Here is a 15,240-nt window from a genome sequence, read left to right as displayed (position 1 = left end):
CATTAACAACCGTAGTTAATTGGCTTCATCGAAACGAGCGTTGACCAATTCACAGATCGCATTCAATGCGGCTTCTGCTTCGGTACCTTCAGCCACCAACTTAATGGTCTTCCCCATTCCCGTTTCTAGCATCAGTAAACCTAATACACTGCCAGCTGAGGCTTTTTTACTGCCCTGAACTATGGTGACGTTGGCATCGAAAGCGTTGGCTAACATAGCCAGCTTAGTCGCCGCACGGGCGTGTAATCCCAATTTATTGATGATGGTAACTTCGCGCTCAATTTTTTGTGTCACGTTGGAGCTCTCTGTGCTTCGCTTGAACGCGATATCTACCATGGCTGAAGCGCTGTGCCAACTGTTCGGCCACATACACTGAGCGGTGTTGCCCACCAGTACAGCCGATGGCAATAGTTAAGTAGCTGCGGTTGTTACGTTCGAGATGAGGAAGCCAAGTTTCAATCAAGTTTTCAATCTGCCAGATGAGTTTGTTGACTAAGGGCTGACGTGACAAAAACTCTTGAACTGGCTCATCAAGGCCGGTGTAAGGACGGAGGCTCACTTCCCAATGTGGGTTGGGTAAAAATCTTACATCAAACACGAAATCTGCTTCGGCAGGCAAACCATGTTTAAAGCCGAAGGACTCAACATTGATCACTAACTCTTTAGTTGCCGTGCCCAGCAATATTTCTCGCACCATATCGCTCAATTCATAGATATTAAGGGTAGAGGTGTCGAGGTAATGATCCATTAACCGAGAGATCGGTTCTAGCCGTTTGCCCTCTTCGTCGATGGCTTCTTTTAGTGTGATATTTTGCTTAGAGAGCGGGTGAAGTCGACGAGTTTCGCTATAGCGCTTGAGTAACACCTTGTCAGAGGCGTTCAGAAAGAAACTGATGACTTCAGTATTGGTGGGCAGTTTAGCAAGTTGGCTTTCTAGCAGTTTATCTTGGTTAGGCAGATTGCGTACATCAACACTGATAGCAACTAACTCGTTGCTACCTCGCAGGTTTTCTAGCAGTGCGCCGATCATCTGCAGTGGCAGATTGTCGACGCAGTAATAACCCATATCTTCCAGCACCCTCAGTGCAACGGATTTGCCTGAACCTGAGCGTCCGGAAACTATGGCTAATTTCATGCGGTGATCACCTGATAGAGTTCATGTTCATCAGCGGCTTTACGCAACTGTTTAAGGATCTGTTTATCACTTAGCTTCTCAGCCATCGCTGAAAGCGTGCTTAAATGCTGCTGACATTGGTCGGCAGGCACAATCAGCGCAAACAGAATATCAACGGGTTGGTTATCAATGGCGTCAAATGCAATAGCTTCATCGCACTTAATTAACACAGCTACTGGCGTGTCGATGCTCTCGATACGTCCGTGGGGGATGGCTATGCCATTGCCAATTCCTGTACTACCCATTCGCTCCCGCGCCAATAAACTTTCGAAAATGGCTTGAGAGGATAGGTTGGGATACTGGGCTGCTGCGAGATCGCTGATGAGCTCCAGTACCTTTTTCTTACTGCCCGGAGTGGCACAGGTGGTACATTCCGGCCGCAGGATGGTACTAAGTTCCATCGTTAATATAAGTCAGCTTTTTGGGTTTGAGGACCTGACACTCAAGCGTAATCACTTGGGAGCCAATGGTGGCGTACGTATCGTCATGTTGAATTAATGCATCGACTTGGCCATACATTAAGCGGCGCTGAGTTTTTGCAGTCTTTAGTCGTCTCTCAACAATCGATACGATGGCGACATTATGGATCTGTTCGAAATAGCGTTCAAGTTTTGCGAGTTGCGCGACGAAGTAGTCGCGCAATGAATCAACGTTAGCGAGTGGATAACACCTTGTGACGGATGACATTTTTGCCCTCGCTTTGCGCCTAAATTATAGGCTTTTACGTTGGTTGGATGGCGGAATTAACATGGCTTCACGGTACTTAGCAATAGTTCGCCTAGCGACATTAATTCCTTGTTCTGCAAGCAGTTGTGCCATCTTGCTATCGCTGAGAGGTTTCTTTGGATTTTCCGCGGCCACCAGTTTTTTGATAAAGGCGCGAATAGCGGTAGACGAACACTCGCCGCCATCATCTGTGCCCACATGGCTAGAGAAGAAATACTTCAGCTCAAAAATACCCCGTGGTGTGTGCATGTACTTCTGTGTAGTCACTCGAGAAATGGTCGATTCGTGCATCTCAACCGCTTCGGCAATGTCATTCAACACCATAGGTTTCATCGCTTCTTCGCCATATTCAAAGAAGCCTTGTTGGAACTGTACGATGCAGTTAGCGACTTTTAGCAATGTGTCATTACGGCTTTCTAAGCTTTTAATAAACCACTTTGCTTCCTGCAGATGGCCGCGAATAAACTGGCTATCGGATTGGCTACGTACGCTGCGCACCATGGTGGCGTATTGCTGGTTGATACTCAGTTTAGGCATGCAATCTGGGTTGAGTTCGACAACCCAGCGGCCATTTTTCTTCCACACTGATACATCAGGGATGACATACTCATCTTCCGACTCATTAATGAGTAAACCTGGGCGCGGATTGAGTGTTTGAATCAAATTGATCGCGTCACGCAACTCATCTTCTTTCAACCGCGTTTTGCGCATCAGTGTGCGGTAATCTTTAGCGGCGATTAGCTCGAGGTATTCACCGATCAGCATTTTGGCGTTAGCTAAGTGCACGGTGTCGGGCGCAAATTGTGCCAATTGGATCAATAAGCATTCACGTAGATCCCGAGCCGCAATACCGACCGGATCAAAGTGTTGAATTCGTTTCAGTACCGCTTCGACTTCGTCGATCTCCAGATCTTCAATGCCCAGCGCTTCAACAATGTCTTCCACCGATTGAGTCAAATACCCGCGCTCGTCAATCGCTTCAATAATCGCGGTGGCAATCGCTTCATCGGTTTCAGAAAATGGTGTGAGGTTTTTTTGCCACTCTAGGTGTTCATGCAGGCCTTCGCTGGTCTCGCCCTGAAATGGCATGTCATCATCGCGCATCGCGCCAGAACCGGATGTGGGCGCAGCGGTAAACACTTCATCCCAGGTGGTATCCATTGGCAGCTCTTCAGGCAGCTCTTGGCTGTTGAGTGCATCGCCTGTTTCTACTGAGGAGCTGTCGGGCTGTTCATCGCGTTGGCCATCATCGTCACTGTCTGTGGCGTTGGCAGACGTGAGTTCATCGAGATGATTATCTTCAATTGAATCGCTATCTTCGGCGACTTCCAGCATTGGGTTAGCTTCCAATGCCTGCTGAATTTCTTGCTGTAATTCTAGGGATGACAACTGCAGCAAACGAATGGCTTGCTGTAATTGAGGTGTCATGGTGAGTTGCTGACCCAGCTTGAGCTGAAGTGACGCTTTCATGTAACCGCTTGTCCCTAAAATTAATGCTTAATGTAAACCGTCCAACAGAGTTGATTGTTTTACAAAATGTTTTTGCTCCCCAGCGCCTACTATAGCCTGAATTGTTCCCCTAAGTACACTGCTCGCACTTGTTGATTATCGAGGATCTCCGCCGGAGTACCTTCGGCAATTAACTCGCCGTGGCTCACAATATAAGCATGCTCACATACATCAAGCGTTTCGCGCACATTGTGGTCAGTAATCAATACGCCAAGACCCCGAGATTTTAGCTGTTCGATGATTTTTTTGATGTCGATAACCGAAATGGGGTCAACACCAGCAAATGGCTCATCTAACAGGATAAATTTGGGATTAGCTGCTAAGGCTCGAGCAATTTCAACGCGGCGGCGTTCACCCCCCGATAGTGCCATGCCGAGACTGTCGCGAATATGAGTAATGTGAAACTCTTCTAGCAGTTGCTCAAGGATCTCTTCGCGTTCTTGTGAATTGATATCTTTGCGTACTTGCAGTACGGCCATGATGTTATCGCACACCGACAATTTGCGGAAAATACTCGCCTCTTGTGGCAGATAACCAATGCCTTTGCGGGCGCGCAGGTGCATCGGATCTAACGTCAAATCATCATCATCAATGAAGATTTTGCCACGCTCACTTTGTACCAACCCCACCACCATATAAAAGGTGGTGGTTTTTCCCGCGCCATTGGGACCCAGTAGGCCAACAATTTGGCCTGTATTAACTTGAAGGCTGACATCCTTGACGACAGTACGTTTTTTATAGCTCTTGGCGAGATTTTGGGCTGTTAAAACGTTGCTCATGGTTGCTCCGGATCAGCATCTTGTTTTTTCGTCGTTGGCTGTTTCGGTAAGTTATCAGGGCGGATCACCGTCGTCACTTGTTCGTTTTCGTTACTGAAGGCGCGGTATTGTTGCTTGTTCAGATCGTAAACGATTTTATCAGCAGAGTTCATACTGCCATTTTGCTCAACCTTGGCGGTGCCGATGAGCGTGAGCAAACGTTGGTTAATATTAAAGTGGATCTCTTGCGCGCTGGCAGTGGTGACTGTGCCATCTTCCTGTTTCTGCTTGAAGGTAGCGGGATTGCCTTTGGCAATCAATATACGATCTTCTTCTTTCGATGGTGAAGATGCACTTAATTCATCGGCGTTAAGACGCATCTGTCCCTGAGTGACCAGCACCGGTCCCTCATAAACAACACGACGATTTTTAATATCGGCAAACCAGTTCTTGGCTGCGATCTTTACCTCTTGCTGCAGATTAACCTCAGCAGCGGTGGTCATAAAACAGGTTGTGCCGAGGAGGGCCGCCAGAAAAAATTTATTTGCTCTCATAGGTACCTTTAATGTCGCTCAACAGTTTCACTTGTTGGGCGTTTAAATCGGCATAAAGCCCAATGCCTGATGTATAAAAACCACTTCCAGTGATATCTATTTGCTCTTTTGATGTCATGATCATCGTGGTCAGATCAAGTTCGAGATACTTGGTCGATAGCGACTGGATCGGGTCATCTGGGGTAATGGCGTCGATAATAACATCTTTTTGCAACACCACCTTATGATCTGTGCGGTTTAAACGCCCCTCAACCGCCGTCATTTTCCATTCGGCCTTACTGTTATTGGGGAAGATGTGGTACACAGGCTCAGTAAATAGGGTGACATCATCTTTGGCATAATGTGCCATATGCTTCGCCGATACACGAGTTGCCATTTTGCCATTTTCATCAAAGCTGACACTTTTCAGATTTGATGCGGTGTAATCTGGCCGCTCTTCTGTGCTGACAATCCGCGGTAGCTGGGTATTGCGTTTACTCTGCACCTGCCAGTAAAGCACTAGCGCGGCAGTAAAAAACGCAATAATAGCGATGGTTACTCGGTTCATACACTCATTCCGTGGGCTTGCTGCAACAGATCTTGGCTCAATAATAGTAGGTCAGCGAGTTCACGTACTGCCCCATAACCGCCATTGAGTGAGGTGACAAAATCAGCCTGTTGTTTGACGACGGGGTGACCATCAGCCACACATACTCCTAAACCTACTTGCTGCATCACCGGCAGGTCTACCATATCATCACCAATATAAGCGACTTGTTCTGCGCTGAGTTGATAGGTATCAAGCAGATGTTTAAATGGCACTAGCTTATCATCAATGCCTTGATAGATATGCGTAATACCCAATGCGATCATGCGACGTTCGACAATATTAGATTGGCGACCAGTGATGACGGCAACTTGAATATTGCTCGACAGCAACGCTTTAACGCCATAACCATCGCGCGTATGGAATGTCTTTAGCTCTTCACCGTCATTTCCCATGTAGATGCGGCCATCAGAAAACACGCCATCAACATCGCAAATAAGCAGTTTGATCTGTTGCGCTTTGTGCCACACATCGGCACTGATTTCGCCATAAAAACTTTGATACTGACTCACATCACCCCCGCATTCACTAGATCAAGCATGTTGAGTGCACCAATCGGGTGCTGCTGTTTATCGACGACGATTAGTCCGTTGATATTACGGTCATCCATGATTTTCAGTGCTTCTGCCGCCAGAATGTTTTCACTCACGGCAGTACATTTGCGTGTCATCACATCGGCAATACAGGTTTGGCGTAAATTCACTTCCGCATCAATCACTCGACGTAAATCACCGTCTGTAAAAATGCCAACGAGCAGATTGTTGGCGTCGACAATAGCGGTCATCCCCAATCCTTTACGGGAGATTTCGTACAAGGCTTCGGTAATGGTGATGTTGTCGCGCACAATCGGTGTATCGTCGCCTTTATGCATAATGTCACTGACTTTAAGTAACAGTTTACGGCCCAGCGCGCCCCCCGGATGAGACATGGCAAAGTCATCTTTGGTAAAGCCTTTGGCTTGCAGTAGCGCAATAGCTAGCGCGTCACCCATCACCAGCGTTGCCGTGGTGCTCGATGTTGGTGCGAGTCCGAGAGGGCAGGCTTCCTCTTCTACATGAATGCACAGATGCAGTTGCGAGTGTTTAGCCATGGTGGATTCTGGATTGCCTGTCATGGCTATCACGGGAATACCTTGGCGTTTGAGCACGGGCATCAAGGTGAGGATCTCATGGGATTCACCTGAGTTAGAAATCGTTAGCACGATATCGTTAGGGCTTAATACTCCCAAGTCACCATGGCTGGCTTCGCCTGGGTGGACAAAGAATGCTGGCGTGCCGGTGCTGGAAAGCGTGGCAGAGATCTTATTACCGATATGGCCTGACTTACCCATTCCCATGACGATTACTTTACCTGAGCAGTCCAGTATCATCTGGCAAGCTTGGGCAAATTCGGTGGAATCGACAAATTGGTACAGGTGATCGAGTGCCTGTTTTTCGATGTCGATAACTTTGCGCCCCCACTGACGCAACTGACTAGCATCTGTCATAGTGTTTCTCGTATTAAGTCGTTTTCGTACCGTCGAACACCATTTGTTAGGCGATTTAAGCTGGCTGACGGGACGTTAAATCTTATCTTTGGTCGTGGTTCACGTCATTGGCTTTGGGTTGCACTCCCCATAGATTATTGCAACACATGGCACAATGAGGTGTTTTTTGCTTCCTAATCTATCTTTGGCGCGACAATTTGGCAAAAGTGCTTCAGTGCACTCTCGTCACGCCAATAGCGTATCTTTGGTTGCTAAATGATTAGCAGTAATCATGAGTAATTAATTATTAATTCCATGATTATTATCGATTTTTCAAGTTGAAATGGCGATGGTTTATCTTTTAATCTGCGATAGAAGACAAATCGCTACGCTTGTTTTGAATCGATTTTTCAAAAAGTATTGCGCATTGTCGCTGCATTTGCTGCAAATGAAAAGAGTTACGATGCCTTGGTGTGGCGGTTGTTTAGACCAACTGAATTGCGTACAATTCAATCCCCACAAATGAGCTTGCGAGTTGCTATTTTAGTGATTCAGTCAGAGTTCAGAAATCGGTTGCTAGCATGCAGCTAAAATTGGGATGAAGGGACTGGAATCATCCTCCACTTGCCCACAGGACAGGTGGCATCTACATTCAAATTCCTGTTCAGGATTTTCTAACGGATTCAGACATGAACCAAGAACAGACCACATTGGTCGAAATCAACAATCTCCGCTTCAGTCGTGGCTCGAGGGTGATCTACGAGGACATTAGCCTCAAGATCCCTAAAGGCAAAGTGACTGCCATTATGGGGCCGAGCGGGATTGGGAAAACGACACTACTGAAGTTAATCGGCGGACAGCTGTATCCAGATAAAGGTGAAGTGCTGTTTGATGGACAGAATATCCATAAATTAAGCCGTAATGCCCTGTTTGAAGCACGTAAGCGTATGAGTATGCTGTTTCAAAGTGGCGCGTTATTCACGGACATGAACGTGTTTGACAACATAGCCTTTGCGCTACGAGAGCACTCAGGTTTACCGGAAGAGATCATTCGCCGTATTGTGCTGATGAAACTTGAAGCGGTGGGGTTGCGTGGTGCGGCACAGCTTATGCCGGGCGAACTTTCTGGTGGTATGCAACGTCGAGCAGCCTTGGCGCGTGCCATTGCACTTGAGCCTGAAATGGTCATGTACGACGAACCTTTTACCGGACAAGACCCTATCTCGATGGGGGTTTTGGTGAAACTGATTAAAGAGTTGTCTGATGCCTTGTCATTGACTTCCGTGGTGGTATCGCATGATGTGGCTGAAGTGCTTAGCATTGCAGATTATGTATATGTGATTGCTGAGCAGAAGATCATTGCCCATGGCACACCTGCTGAACTACGGCAATCTGACAATCCCCAGCTCCGCCAGTTTATTGATGGCGAGCCAGATGGGCCAGTGCCATTCCACTTCCCAGCAGCAGAGTATAAGAAGGAGCTTTTGGGTGAGCATAGTTGATTCTATTGCTGCGTTAGGCGCTCGAGCGATTGGTATAGTGCTTGGGTTAGGCCGCGCTGGCATTATGTTATGGGGAGCGTTACTGCATCTGCCTCGATTTAAAAAAGGCACACCACTGCTGATCAAGCAGATCTATGTCGTGGGTGTGCAGTCGATGGTGATTGTGATCGTTTCCGGCTTATTTATCGGTATGGTGCTGGCGTTACAGGGCTACACCATCTTGGTCGATTTCGGTACTGAGCAGAGTCTTGGCCCATTGGTGGCGCTGAGTCTATTGCGTGAACTCGGCCCTGTAGTCACGGCGTTGTTGTTTGCCGGCCGTGCGGGGTCAGCATTGACCGCCGAACTGGGTTTGATGAAAAGTACCGAACAGTTATCTAGTCTCGAAATGATGGCGGTGGATCCACTACGTCAAGTGATTGCGCCGCGCTTTTGGGCTGGATTGATCAGTATGCCGCTGCTGTCGGTGATGTTTGTCGCTGTCGGTATATATGGCGGTTATCTGGTCGGCGTATCTTGGAAAGGTATTGATGAAGGTGCGTTCTGGTCAATTCTGCAAGCGGCTGTTGAATGGCGCCAAGATATTGTTAACTGTTTGATTAAGAGTGTGGTATTTGCTTGGGTGGTAACGTGGATTGCCTTGTACCGCGGTTATCACTTAGTACCTAATCCTGAAGGTATTAGTCGTGCCACCACGCAAACCGTGGTGCAATCAAGTTTGGCCGTGTTGGCTTTGGATTTCCTGTTGACCGCCATCATGTTTGGTTAAGCATGTGCGATCATATTTGATAAAGATAAGTGATTGGTAACGAATTATGGTGACGAAAAAGATTGAGTTACTGGTAGGCGTGTTCTTACTGGCTGGCTTGTTAGCGTTTTTAACTTTGGTTTACAAAGTGGCTAACGTAGATGTGAGTACCAATAGTGACACCTATACCCTAACCGCAGAATTTACCAATATTGGTGGGCTGAAAGTACGTTCGCCCGTCAAAGTCGGCGGTGTGGTCGTTGGTCGTGTAAGTGCGATTAACTTGGATGCTAAGAAATTGGCACCGGTGGTTACGCTCAGCATGGATAAGAAATACGCCGATTTTCCAGAAACCAGTTCAGTGGCAGTGCTGACTTCTGGTTTGCTGGGTGAGCAATACATTGGCCTGACCCCAGGCTTTATGGATGATGGGATTGAGATTTTAAAAGACGGCGATCGTATTGCCGATACCCATTCCGCTATGGTGCTGGAAGACCTCATTGGCCAGTTCCTATATAGCAGTAAGGATAAGTAGGAGAGCACAACATGAAAAAATTTATCTATGCTGTGATGTTGTCCATCGCCGCAACCTTGGGTTCGCAAGCCATGGCGGCCACTGCCCATCAAGACTATAAAGACCCATACGCGATGATCAAAGCGGTAGCGGATCAAACCTTCGCCCGCTTTGAAAAAGATAAGGCGTTGATTGATAAAGATCCCAACCACCTCAAAGTGATTGTGAGTGAAGAGCTGATGCCATACATCGATGGCCGCTATGCCTCATATAAAGTGTTGGGTACTTATCTGCGTGAAACATCTAAAGAGCAGCGAGATGCATTTAGCGATGCGTTCGAAGGCTATTTAGTTTCTACTTATGCGCAGGCGTTTACTGAATACACTAACCAAAAAGTGGAATTTGGCCGTGCCACTGACTTTAGTGGTGAAAAGATTGTAGATGTGCCAGTGCAAATTGTGGAAAATGGCCGTCCGCCGATTAAGCTGTTGTTTAAAGTACGTCGTATGAAAGACGACACATGGAAAGCGTTTGACTTAGTGGCTGAAGGTATCAGCTTGCTGAGTTCAAAACAGACCGAGATCGCTTCACTGATCCGTGCCAAAGGCATTGATGAAGTGATTACTATGCTGAAAGAGAAAGCCAATGCGTCGGTTGATGTCAACGGACCCAAAGGTAAGGATGCACTGTAATGCAAGTTGAGTCACAAGGAACGACTTGTCTTATCAGTGGACGCTTGGGCCAAGAGGATGTAAAACGCCTGTGGTCTAAGCGCAGCAGCTTAATAGCGGACAATACGCAAGTGCTCGACTTAAGCGCACTTGAGTATGTCGACAGCGCCGGGATGGCGTTTTTAATGGAGCTGCTGAGCCAAGCCAATGGAGAGCTGGTGTTGAAAGCGCCCTCAATACAGGTAAGAAAGCTGGTTTCTTTATACGATTTAGAAGCCTTTTTTACAGAATGATATCGTGAGTAAGGTTAACTCAATGGATACCAAAGAGATCGAACAACTGCTGCAGCAGGCGCTAAACCTCACCGAAGTTTATGTCACGGTGGAAGGTACCCATTTTAAAATTGTTGCTGTTGGTGAGTACTTTGATGGCATGAGCAGAATTAAGCAACAACAAGCTATCTATGCACCGCTCATGGATCGCATTACCGGTGGTGAATTGCACGCACTGAGTATCAAAACATTTACTCCTGCACAGTGGCAGCGAGAAAAAATCTTTAACATGCCCGTATAGGGAGCGTTTGTGGATAAGTTATCAATCCAGGCGAGCGGCGCGCTCGCCGGTAGTGTTGTGATTTCTGGCGCCAAAAATGCCGCATTGCCTATCTTAATGGCAGGCGTGCTCACCGATGAGCCCTTCCTGTTATCCAATGTTCCCAATCTGCGTGATGTAACGACTTCATGTAAGCTGATCAGCTGCCTCGGCGCTAACGTTGACGCCGACGGTCAAGGTAACGTTGCCATTGATGCCAGTAGTATCAATGAGTTTTGTGCGCCGTATGAGCTGGTTAAAACCATGCGCGCATCCATTTTGATCTTAGGCCCGCTGTTGGCCCGCTTTGGTAAAGCTGATGTGTCTTTGCCTGGCGGCTGCGCCATTGGCGCACGTCCAGTCAACTTGCACCTACATGGTTTAGAGTTGATGGGTGCCAAGATTGAGGTGAAAGAAGGCTACGTCAAAGCGCGTATTGATGGCCGCTTACAAGGCGCACATATTCTGATGGACATGGTCAGCGTTGGCGCTACCGAAAACTTGCTGATGGCAGCAGTATTGGCCGAAGGCGAGACCGTGATTGAGAACGCCGCTCGTGAACCTGAAGTGGTTGATCTCGCCAATTGCTTAGTGGCGATGGGCGCTAAGATCCAAGGGATTGGCACTGCCACCTTGAAAATCCAAGGGGTTGAAAAGCTGCATGGCTGCCGTTACCGCGTGATGCCAGACCGTATTGAAACGGGCTCATTCTTGGTGGCTGCGGCGGTGACTCGCGGGCGTATTCGTTGCTTAGATGCCGATCCTGCCTCGCTTGATGCCGTACTGGTCAAGTTAGAAGAAGCGGGCGCGCACATTACCGTTGGTAATGATTGGATTGAGCTAGATATGCAGGGGCAACAGCCGAAAGCTATCAGCATCAAGACCCAACCTTATCCAGGCTTCCCTACCGACATGCAGGCGCAATTCTGTGTACTTAATGCGTTAGCGTCAGGTACTGCACGCATTACCGAAACGATTTTTGAAAACCGTTTTATGCATGTGCCGGAACTGATCCGTATGGGCGCTAACATGGAGCTGGAAGGCAACACGTGTATCATCCATGGTAAAGATTACCTCAATGGCGCACAGGTGATGGCGACCGATCTACGTGCATCTGCGAGTTTGGTGATTGCCGGCCTAATGGCTGAAGGTGTGACCGTGGTTGACCGCATCTATCACCTCGACCGTGGCTATGAGCACATTGAAGCTAAGTTCAGCGGTTTAGGTGGCAAAGTCACCCGTATCAGCGAATAAGCGCAGACATAAGCAATCTTAAAATGAAAAACCACTCGCTCGAGTGGTTTTTTGTTGCCTATCTACTGGCTACTCCGGTGGCTGGTGTGTTACGACTGTGCTGGCAATGTCTTCACACAGTTTCTGCCGGAGACTTTGGCCAGCGCTAACGCTTCATCCACCTTATCTAACCACTTATCGGGCGAGTTTACTTCATCATCGAGCTGATATATGCCAATGCTCACCGTGACCTTGATGCTTTGGTTGTTATAGCTAAATGACGCTTGTTCCACATCGCGTCGGATCAGCTCCGCTTGGGCTATCGCTTCAGCCGCATCGGTTTGGCTCAGAAGCACCCCTAAGGTTTCGCCACCAAAGCGGCCACCGATATCGGTGTCACGCAGATGTTTTTTCAGAATGTGCGCCACTTGCTGAATGGCGCGATCTCCGGCGATATGACCTTTGCTTTCATTCAACTGTTTGAGGTGATCAAGATTGAGCATCATCATTGATACTGGCTCATGATAGCGGCCAAATTGCTCATAATGGCTTTGTACTTGCTGTAACCAGTGACGACGATTTAGTAGCAAGGTTAACGCATCGGTTTGGTTATGCTGTTGCAGTTTGTCGCCAACCGCTTCCAACTGCATCTTATTAATCGCCATGTCGGTTACATCGTACACAATCATACTGATGTGGCTAATCTGTCCGGTGAGCGAAGCTAACGGCAGCAGCGTGATGTTTTGATACATAAACTCGGCACGGCCGGTAATCGGCCGATAGTTTTTAAATTTGAACACATATGGCCGCTGCTCCCAACTGATGAAGGCTTGGTTCTTGAGGAGAAACACCGACTCCATCTTTTGCTTCAGCCACTGCTCTGGCAGCGCCGGAAAGCGTTCAAACAGGTTATCGCCTTTGATGTCATTGGGGGATACGCCGCTGTGGTTTTCCATAAAACCGTTCCACAGCTGGATATTGAAATTACGGTCAAGCACCACTAATCCTACTTCAATGGTTTGCACCATATCTATGAGCCAGTGTAGTTCATTCATTGCGTCCAGATCGTTTGGCATACTTATGAGTTCTCCGCCGCCGTTAGTCCATCAAATAGCCTAGTTTGAACTCCAGTGTCGGCATGGAGTCTTCGGTAAATAGCAGTAATAGATCGCACTGCACATTGTGGCCTTCAATCTGGTAGTTGATCTCCATCGCCAAGGTGCGGCTCCAACGGTCGGAGTTGTCGTGGATCAGATCATTGACGGTGCAGTGACGCCCCAGCACTACCGGATGGGACTGGCTGAAATGCATATCTAACTGTTCGGAAATACCGTTGAGAAACGCGCCAATAAGCACGTTGCCGGTATCCATCATCACTTCAATTTCGGTATTTGCCGTATCGTTCATGTTCATCAGCTTAGCCATGTCGGCAAAGCTGCTATCGTGAAATAGCAGTAACGCTTCTCCCGCAATACCGGCACCAATAAACCCCTGACATAAGGCGGAGACTTTAGCATCCGCCTCAGTGGCTTTTAGCGCCATGGTGAGTTCACTGACTTCCAACACATTGACGTTGGGGATTGGCAGCAGCACAAACACATCCAGCAGTTTAGACAGGAGATCTGCGGCCCGTCCCATCGCCACGTTTGCGACCTCTTGGCAGGCGTCGCGCAGATCGACCTTAATCATCGGATTATCGACTTCCGGCTCAGCGTCTCTTAGCGCTAGCGTAAGAATGCCGTACTCTTCGAGAATGTTAGTGATGGCGTCAGCGCTGACGGGTTTTTGAATAAAATCGAGTGCGCCAAGGGCTTTTACACGTTGGTGCGCTTGGATCTGAATATCGCCGGAAACCACAATCACCATGGCAGGTAAATCGTCTTGCTGAATATGGCGCAGTACGTCGTACCCGTCCATCACGGGCATATTGAGATCAAGGAAAACTATCTCGCCTTTGCCGGCTTTAATCGCTTCCAACCCTTCAGCACCGTTGGTGGCATACGTAATGTCCACATCCCACTCTTTGGGTAGTGTGCGGGCCATCTGTTTACGTGCCAGCGCGGAGTCGTCACATATAAGCACCGGAATGGTCATAGAAGCTGCATCTCCATTTGGGGTTTTCACCGGAGGTAGATAGTTGCGCCCCTAAGTATAAGAACAAAATCAGACCTATGCGGTGTCTAAATATAAAACATTAGTCGTTCGCAGATTAATTAAGCAGATGTTAATCAAACATATGTGTTAGCGCAGTGCGGCAACAGACATACCTCTAATAATGCTGAGGCATTCCGCGTAAGCGGTGGGTTGTGACAAATTGAGCGCTAATTGTTGTTGGCGTGAGCGGCGAGCGACCTGTTCGCTCAACTTTAATTGCCGTTGTGCTTGGGTGGCTAATGAGGCGGGCGCGCCATCAGGCGATTGCAGATCGAGCACTGGCATAGCAAACAGGCCGTAGTTATCAGCTAACTGGCGGTTATGAGCGGGATCGGCGGAATAGGGGTTAACCACAACTAACAGATTGGGCATGGTGAGCTGCCGTTGCGCAATCATCTCCATGACCAACGCAGCAGTCTGGTCTTCGGTCACTAATACCCAACCACCGGGATATTGCTGCATTAACGGCGTGACTTGTTTGATGGCATCACCAAGGTACAGCTGCTGCGATTGGCGCAGTTGTTGCCATTCATCGTCACTGCGTTGGGCGGATGGCTCACTGCCGCGGTTTTGTACTGTGCCATCGCCTGCTTTGCTGACATCTTCTGCTTTGGTGGTGAAATTGATCGGTGCGGGCAGGGCTGGTGGAGCAATGCTAAAGGTGGCCCAACCGTGAATGGGCAGTTCATCACGTAGGTAAGCAATAAGCCCCGGCGCTTCTGCCGATTGTCCTAATGATGGCAGTAAAATAACCGCCCCATGATGTTGTCTGCCTTGCCATGACTGACTGAGCACTTCGACCTGTTGGCCTTGTACATCAATGGTTTGTTGTTTGGCTTCGCCCACGGCACGGTTCTGCGCCAGCACAGAACAGCAACCAAATAATAATAGGGCCAGCCAATATCTCATTGAGTCACACTCCAATAGTTAATCTGCTCATTATAGAAACTGTTGGCTAAATTTAAATGGCTAGGGGCAGTTTATCTTTAGTGTTTAATTTTTGTTCAAATTAAACGCGTTATGAACGAGGCGAGACCAGCGACGCTTAGTCAACT

Annotated in this window: 20 protein-coding genes; 7 read left to right on the top strand and 13 right to left on the bottom strand. The window is 48.1% G+C overall.

What is annotated here, in order from left to right; translation table 11 throughout:
- Positions 1-15 precede the first annotated feature (15 nt).
- From ACN0TT_RS18090 to ACN0TT_RS18045, 10 genes are all read right to left on the bottom strand, one after another.
- The gene (locus ACN0TT_RS18090) at positions 16-294 is read right to left on the bottom strand and encodes an HPr family phosphocarrier protein (RefSeq protein ID WP_417763546.1); all 279 of its coding nucleotides are present in this window, start codon (positions 292-294) and stop codon (positions 16-18) included.
- Positions 278-1,135, bottom strand: a complete 858-nt coding sequence (gene rapZ, locus ACN0TT_RS18085) for an RNase adapter RapZ (protein ID WP_417763545.1) — start codon at positions 1,133-1,135, stop codon at positions 278-280. The genes ACN0TT_RS18090 and rapZ overlap by 17 nt, the downstream gene beginning before the upstream one ends.
- Positions 1,132-1,575 (bottom strand): PTS IIA-like nitrogen regulatory protein PtsN, encoded by a 444-nt coding sequence (gene ptsN, locus ACN0TT_RS18080; protein ID WP_417763544.1) that lies wholly within the window; start codon positions 1,573-1,575, stop codon positions 1,132-1,134. Before ptsN ends, rapZ begins: the two co-directional genes overlap by 4 nt.
- A complete protein-coding gene (locus tag ACN0TT_RS18075; protein ID WP_417763543.1) occupies positions 1,565-1,861 on the bottom strand; it encodes a hypothetical protein in 297 nt (98 codons plus the stop codon). The genes ptsN and ACN0TT_RS18075 overlap by 11 nt, the downstream gene beginning before the upstream one ends.
- Before the next feature lie 24 nt (positions 1,862-1,885).
- Positions 1,886-3,370 carry an RNA polymerase factor sigma-54 gene (locus tag ACN0TT_RS18070; protein ID WP_417763542.1) on the bottom strand — a complete coding sequence of 495 codons (1,485 nt, stop codon included), beginning with the start codon at positions 3,368-3,370 and terminating at the stop codon, positions 1,886-1,888.
- 89 nt (positions 3,371-3,459) lie between these two features.
- Entirely contained in the window at positions 3,460-4,188 is a 729-nt protein-coding gene (gene lptB, locus ACN0TT_RS18065; protein ID WP_417763541.1) for an LPS export ABC transporter ATP-binding protein, read from the bottom strand.
- Positions 4,185-4,721, bottom strand: coding sequence for a lipopolysaccharide transport periplasmic protein LptA (lptA, locus tag ACN0TT_RS18060; RefSeq protein WP_417763540.1), 537 nt, complete (start codon positions 4,719-4,721; stop codon positions 4,185-4,187). Before lptA ends, lptB begins: the two co-directional genes overlap by 4 nt.
- Positions 4,708-5,268 carry an LPS export ABC transporter periplasmic protein LptC gene (gene lptC, locus ACN0TT_RS18055; RefSeq protein WP_417763539.1) on the bottom strand — a complete coding sequence of 187 codons (561 nt, stop codon included), beginning with the start codon at positions 5,266-5,268 and terminating at the stop codon, positions 4,708-4,710. The genes lptA and lptC overlap by 14 nt, the downstream gene beginning before the upstream one ends.
- On the bottom strand, positions 5,265-5,819 hold the full coding sequence (gene kdsC / locus ACN0TT_RS18050; RefSeq protein ID WP_417763538.1) for a 3-deoxy-manno-octulosonate-8-phosphatase KdsC: 555 nt from the start codon (positions 5,817-5,819) through the stop codon (positions 5,265-5,267). The genes lptC and kdsC overlap by 4 nt, the downstream gene beginning before the upstream one ends.
- Positions 5,816-6,793: a KpsF/GutQ family sugar-phosphate isomerase gene (locus ACN0TT_RS18045; protein ID WP_417763537.1), complete on the bottom strand. Its 978-nt coding sequence runs from the start codon at positions 6,791-6,793 to the stop codon at positions 5,816-5,818. The genes kdsC and ACN0TT_RS18045 overlap by 4 nt, the downstream gene beginning before the upstream one ends.
- Positions 6,794-7,461: 668 nt before the next feature.
- Between ACN0TT_RS18045 and mlaF the strand changes: the two genes are divergently transcribed.
- From mlaF to murA, 7 genes are read left to right on the top strand one after another with little or no spacing between them, the layout of a single operon-like run.
- Positions 7,462-8,274 (top strand): phospholipid ABC transporter ATP-binding protein MlaF, encoded by an 813-nt coding sequence (gene mlaF, locus ACN0TT_RS18040; protein WP_417763536.1) that lies wholly within the window; start codon positions 7,462-7,464, stop codon positions 8,272-8,274.
- Entirely contained in the window at positions 8,261-9,043 is a 783-nt protein-coding gene (gene mlaE / locus ACN0TT_RS18035; RefSeq protein WP_417763535.1) for a lipid asymmetry maintenance ABC transporter permease subunit MlaE, read from the top strand. Before mlaF ends, mlaE begins: the two co-directional genes overlap by 14 nt.
- A gap of 46 nt (positions 9,044-9,089) precedes the next feature.
- Complete coding sequence (mlaD, locus tag ACN0TT_RS18030) at positions 9,090-9,557, top strand: outer membrane lipid asymmetry maintenance protein MlaD (protein WP_417763534.1); 468 nt, start codon at positions 9,090-9,092, stop codon at positions 9,555-9,557.
- An 11-nt stretch (positions 9,558-9,568) separates the two neighbouring features.
- Positions 9,569-10,228: an MlaC/ttg2D family ABC transporter substrate-binding protein gene (locus ACN0TT_RS18025; RefSeq protein WP_417763533.1), complete on the top strand. Its 660-nt coding sequence runs from the start codon at positions 9,569-9,571 to the stop codon at positions 10,226-10,228.
- Positions 10,228-10,500: an STAS domain-containing protein gene (locus ACN0TT_RS18020; RefSeq protein WP_417763532.1), complete on the top strand. Its 273-nt coding sequence runs from the start codon at positions 10,228-10,230 to the stop codon at positions 10,498-10,500. The genes ACN0TT_RS18025 and ACN0TT_RS18020 overlap by 1 nt, the downstream gene beginning before the upstream one ends.
- A 22-nt stretch (positions 10,501-10,522) precedes the next feature.
- Entirely contained in the window at positions 10,523-10,780 is a 258-nt protein-coding gene (locus ACN0TT_RS18015) for a BolA family protein (protein WP_417763531.1), read from the top strand.
- A 9-nt stretch (positions 10,781-10,789) separates the two neighbouring features.
- A complete protein-coding gene (gene murA, locus ACN0TT_RS18010; protein WP_417763530.1) occupies positions 10,790-12,052 on the top strand; it encodes a UDP-N-acetylglucosamine 1-carboxyvinyltransferase in 1,263 nt (420 codons plus the stop codon).
- An 89-nt stretch (positions 12,053-12,141) separates the two neighbouring features.
- On the opposite strand, the gene ACN0TT_RS18005 is transcribed toward murA, so the two are convergent.
- The 3 genes from ACN0TT_RS18005 to ACN0TT_RS17995 all read right to left on the bottom strand — a co-directional run bounded on the left by ACN0TT_RS18005 (position 12,142) and on the right by ACN0TT_RS17995 (position 15,094).
- Positions 12,142-13,107 (bottom strand): diguanylate cyclase, encoded by a 966-nt coding sequence (locus ACN0TT_RS18005; protein ID WP_417763529.1) that lies wholly within the window; start codon positions 13,105-13,107, stop codon positions 12,142-12,144.
- 22 nt (positions 13,108-13,129) lie between these two features.
- On the bottom strand, positions 13,130-14,125 hold the full coding sequence (locus ACN0TT_RS18000) for a response regulator (protein WP_417763528.1): 996 nt from the start codon (positions 14,123-14,125) through the stop codon (positions 13,130-13,132).
- A 147-nt stretch (positions 14,126-14,272) separates the two neighbouring features.
- Positions 14,273-15,094 carry a DUF3530 family protein gene (locus tag ACN0TT_RS17995; protein ID WP_417763527.1) on the bottom strand — a complete coding sequence of 274 codons (822 nt, stop codon included), beginning with the start codon at positions 15,092-15,094 and terminating at the stop codon, positions 14,273-14,275.
- Between the last annotated feature and the right edge of the window lie 146 nt (positions 15,095-15,240).

The sequence above is a fragment of the Shewanella sp. genome (assembly GCF_048265805.1).
Lineage (GTDB): Bacteria > Pseudomonadota > Gammaproteobacteria > Enterobacterales > Shewanellaceae > Shewanella.
Note: the sequence above shows the minus strand (reverse complement) of the source record. Positions and strands in the feature narration are given on the sequence as shown.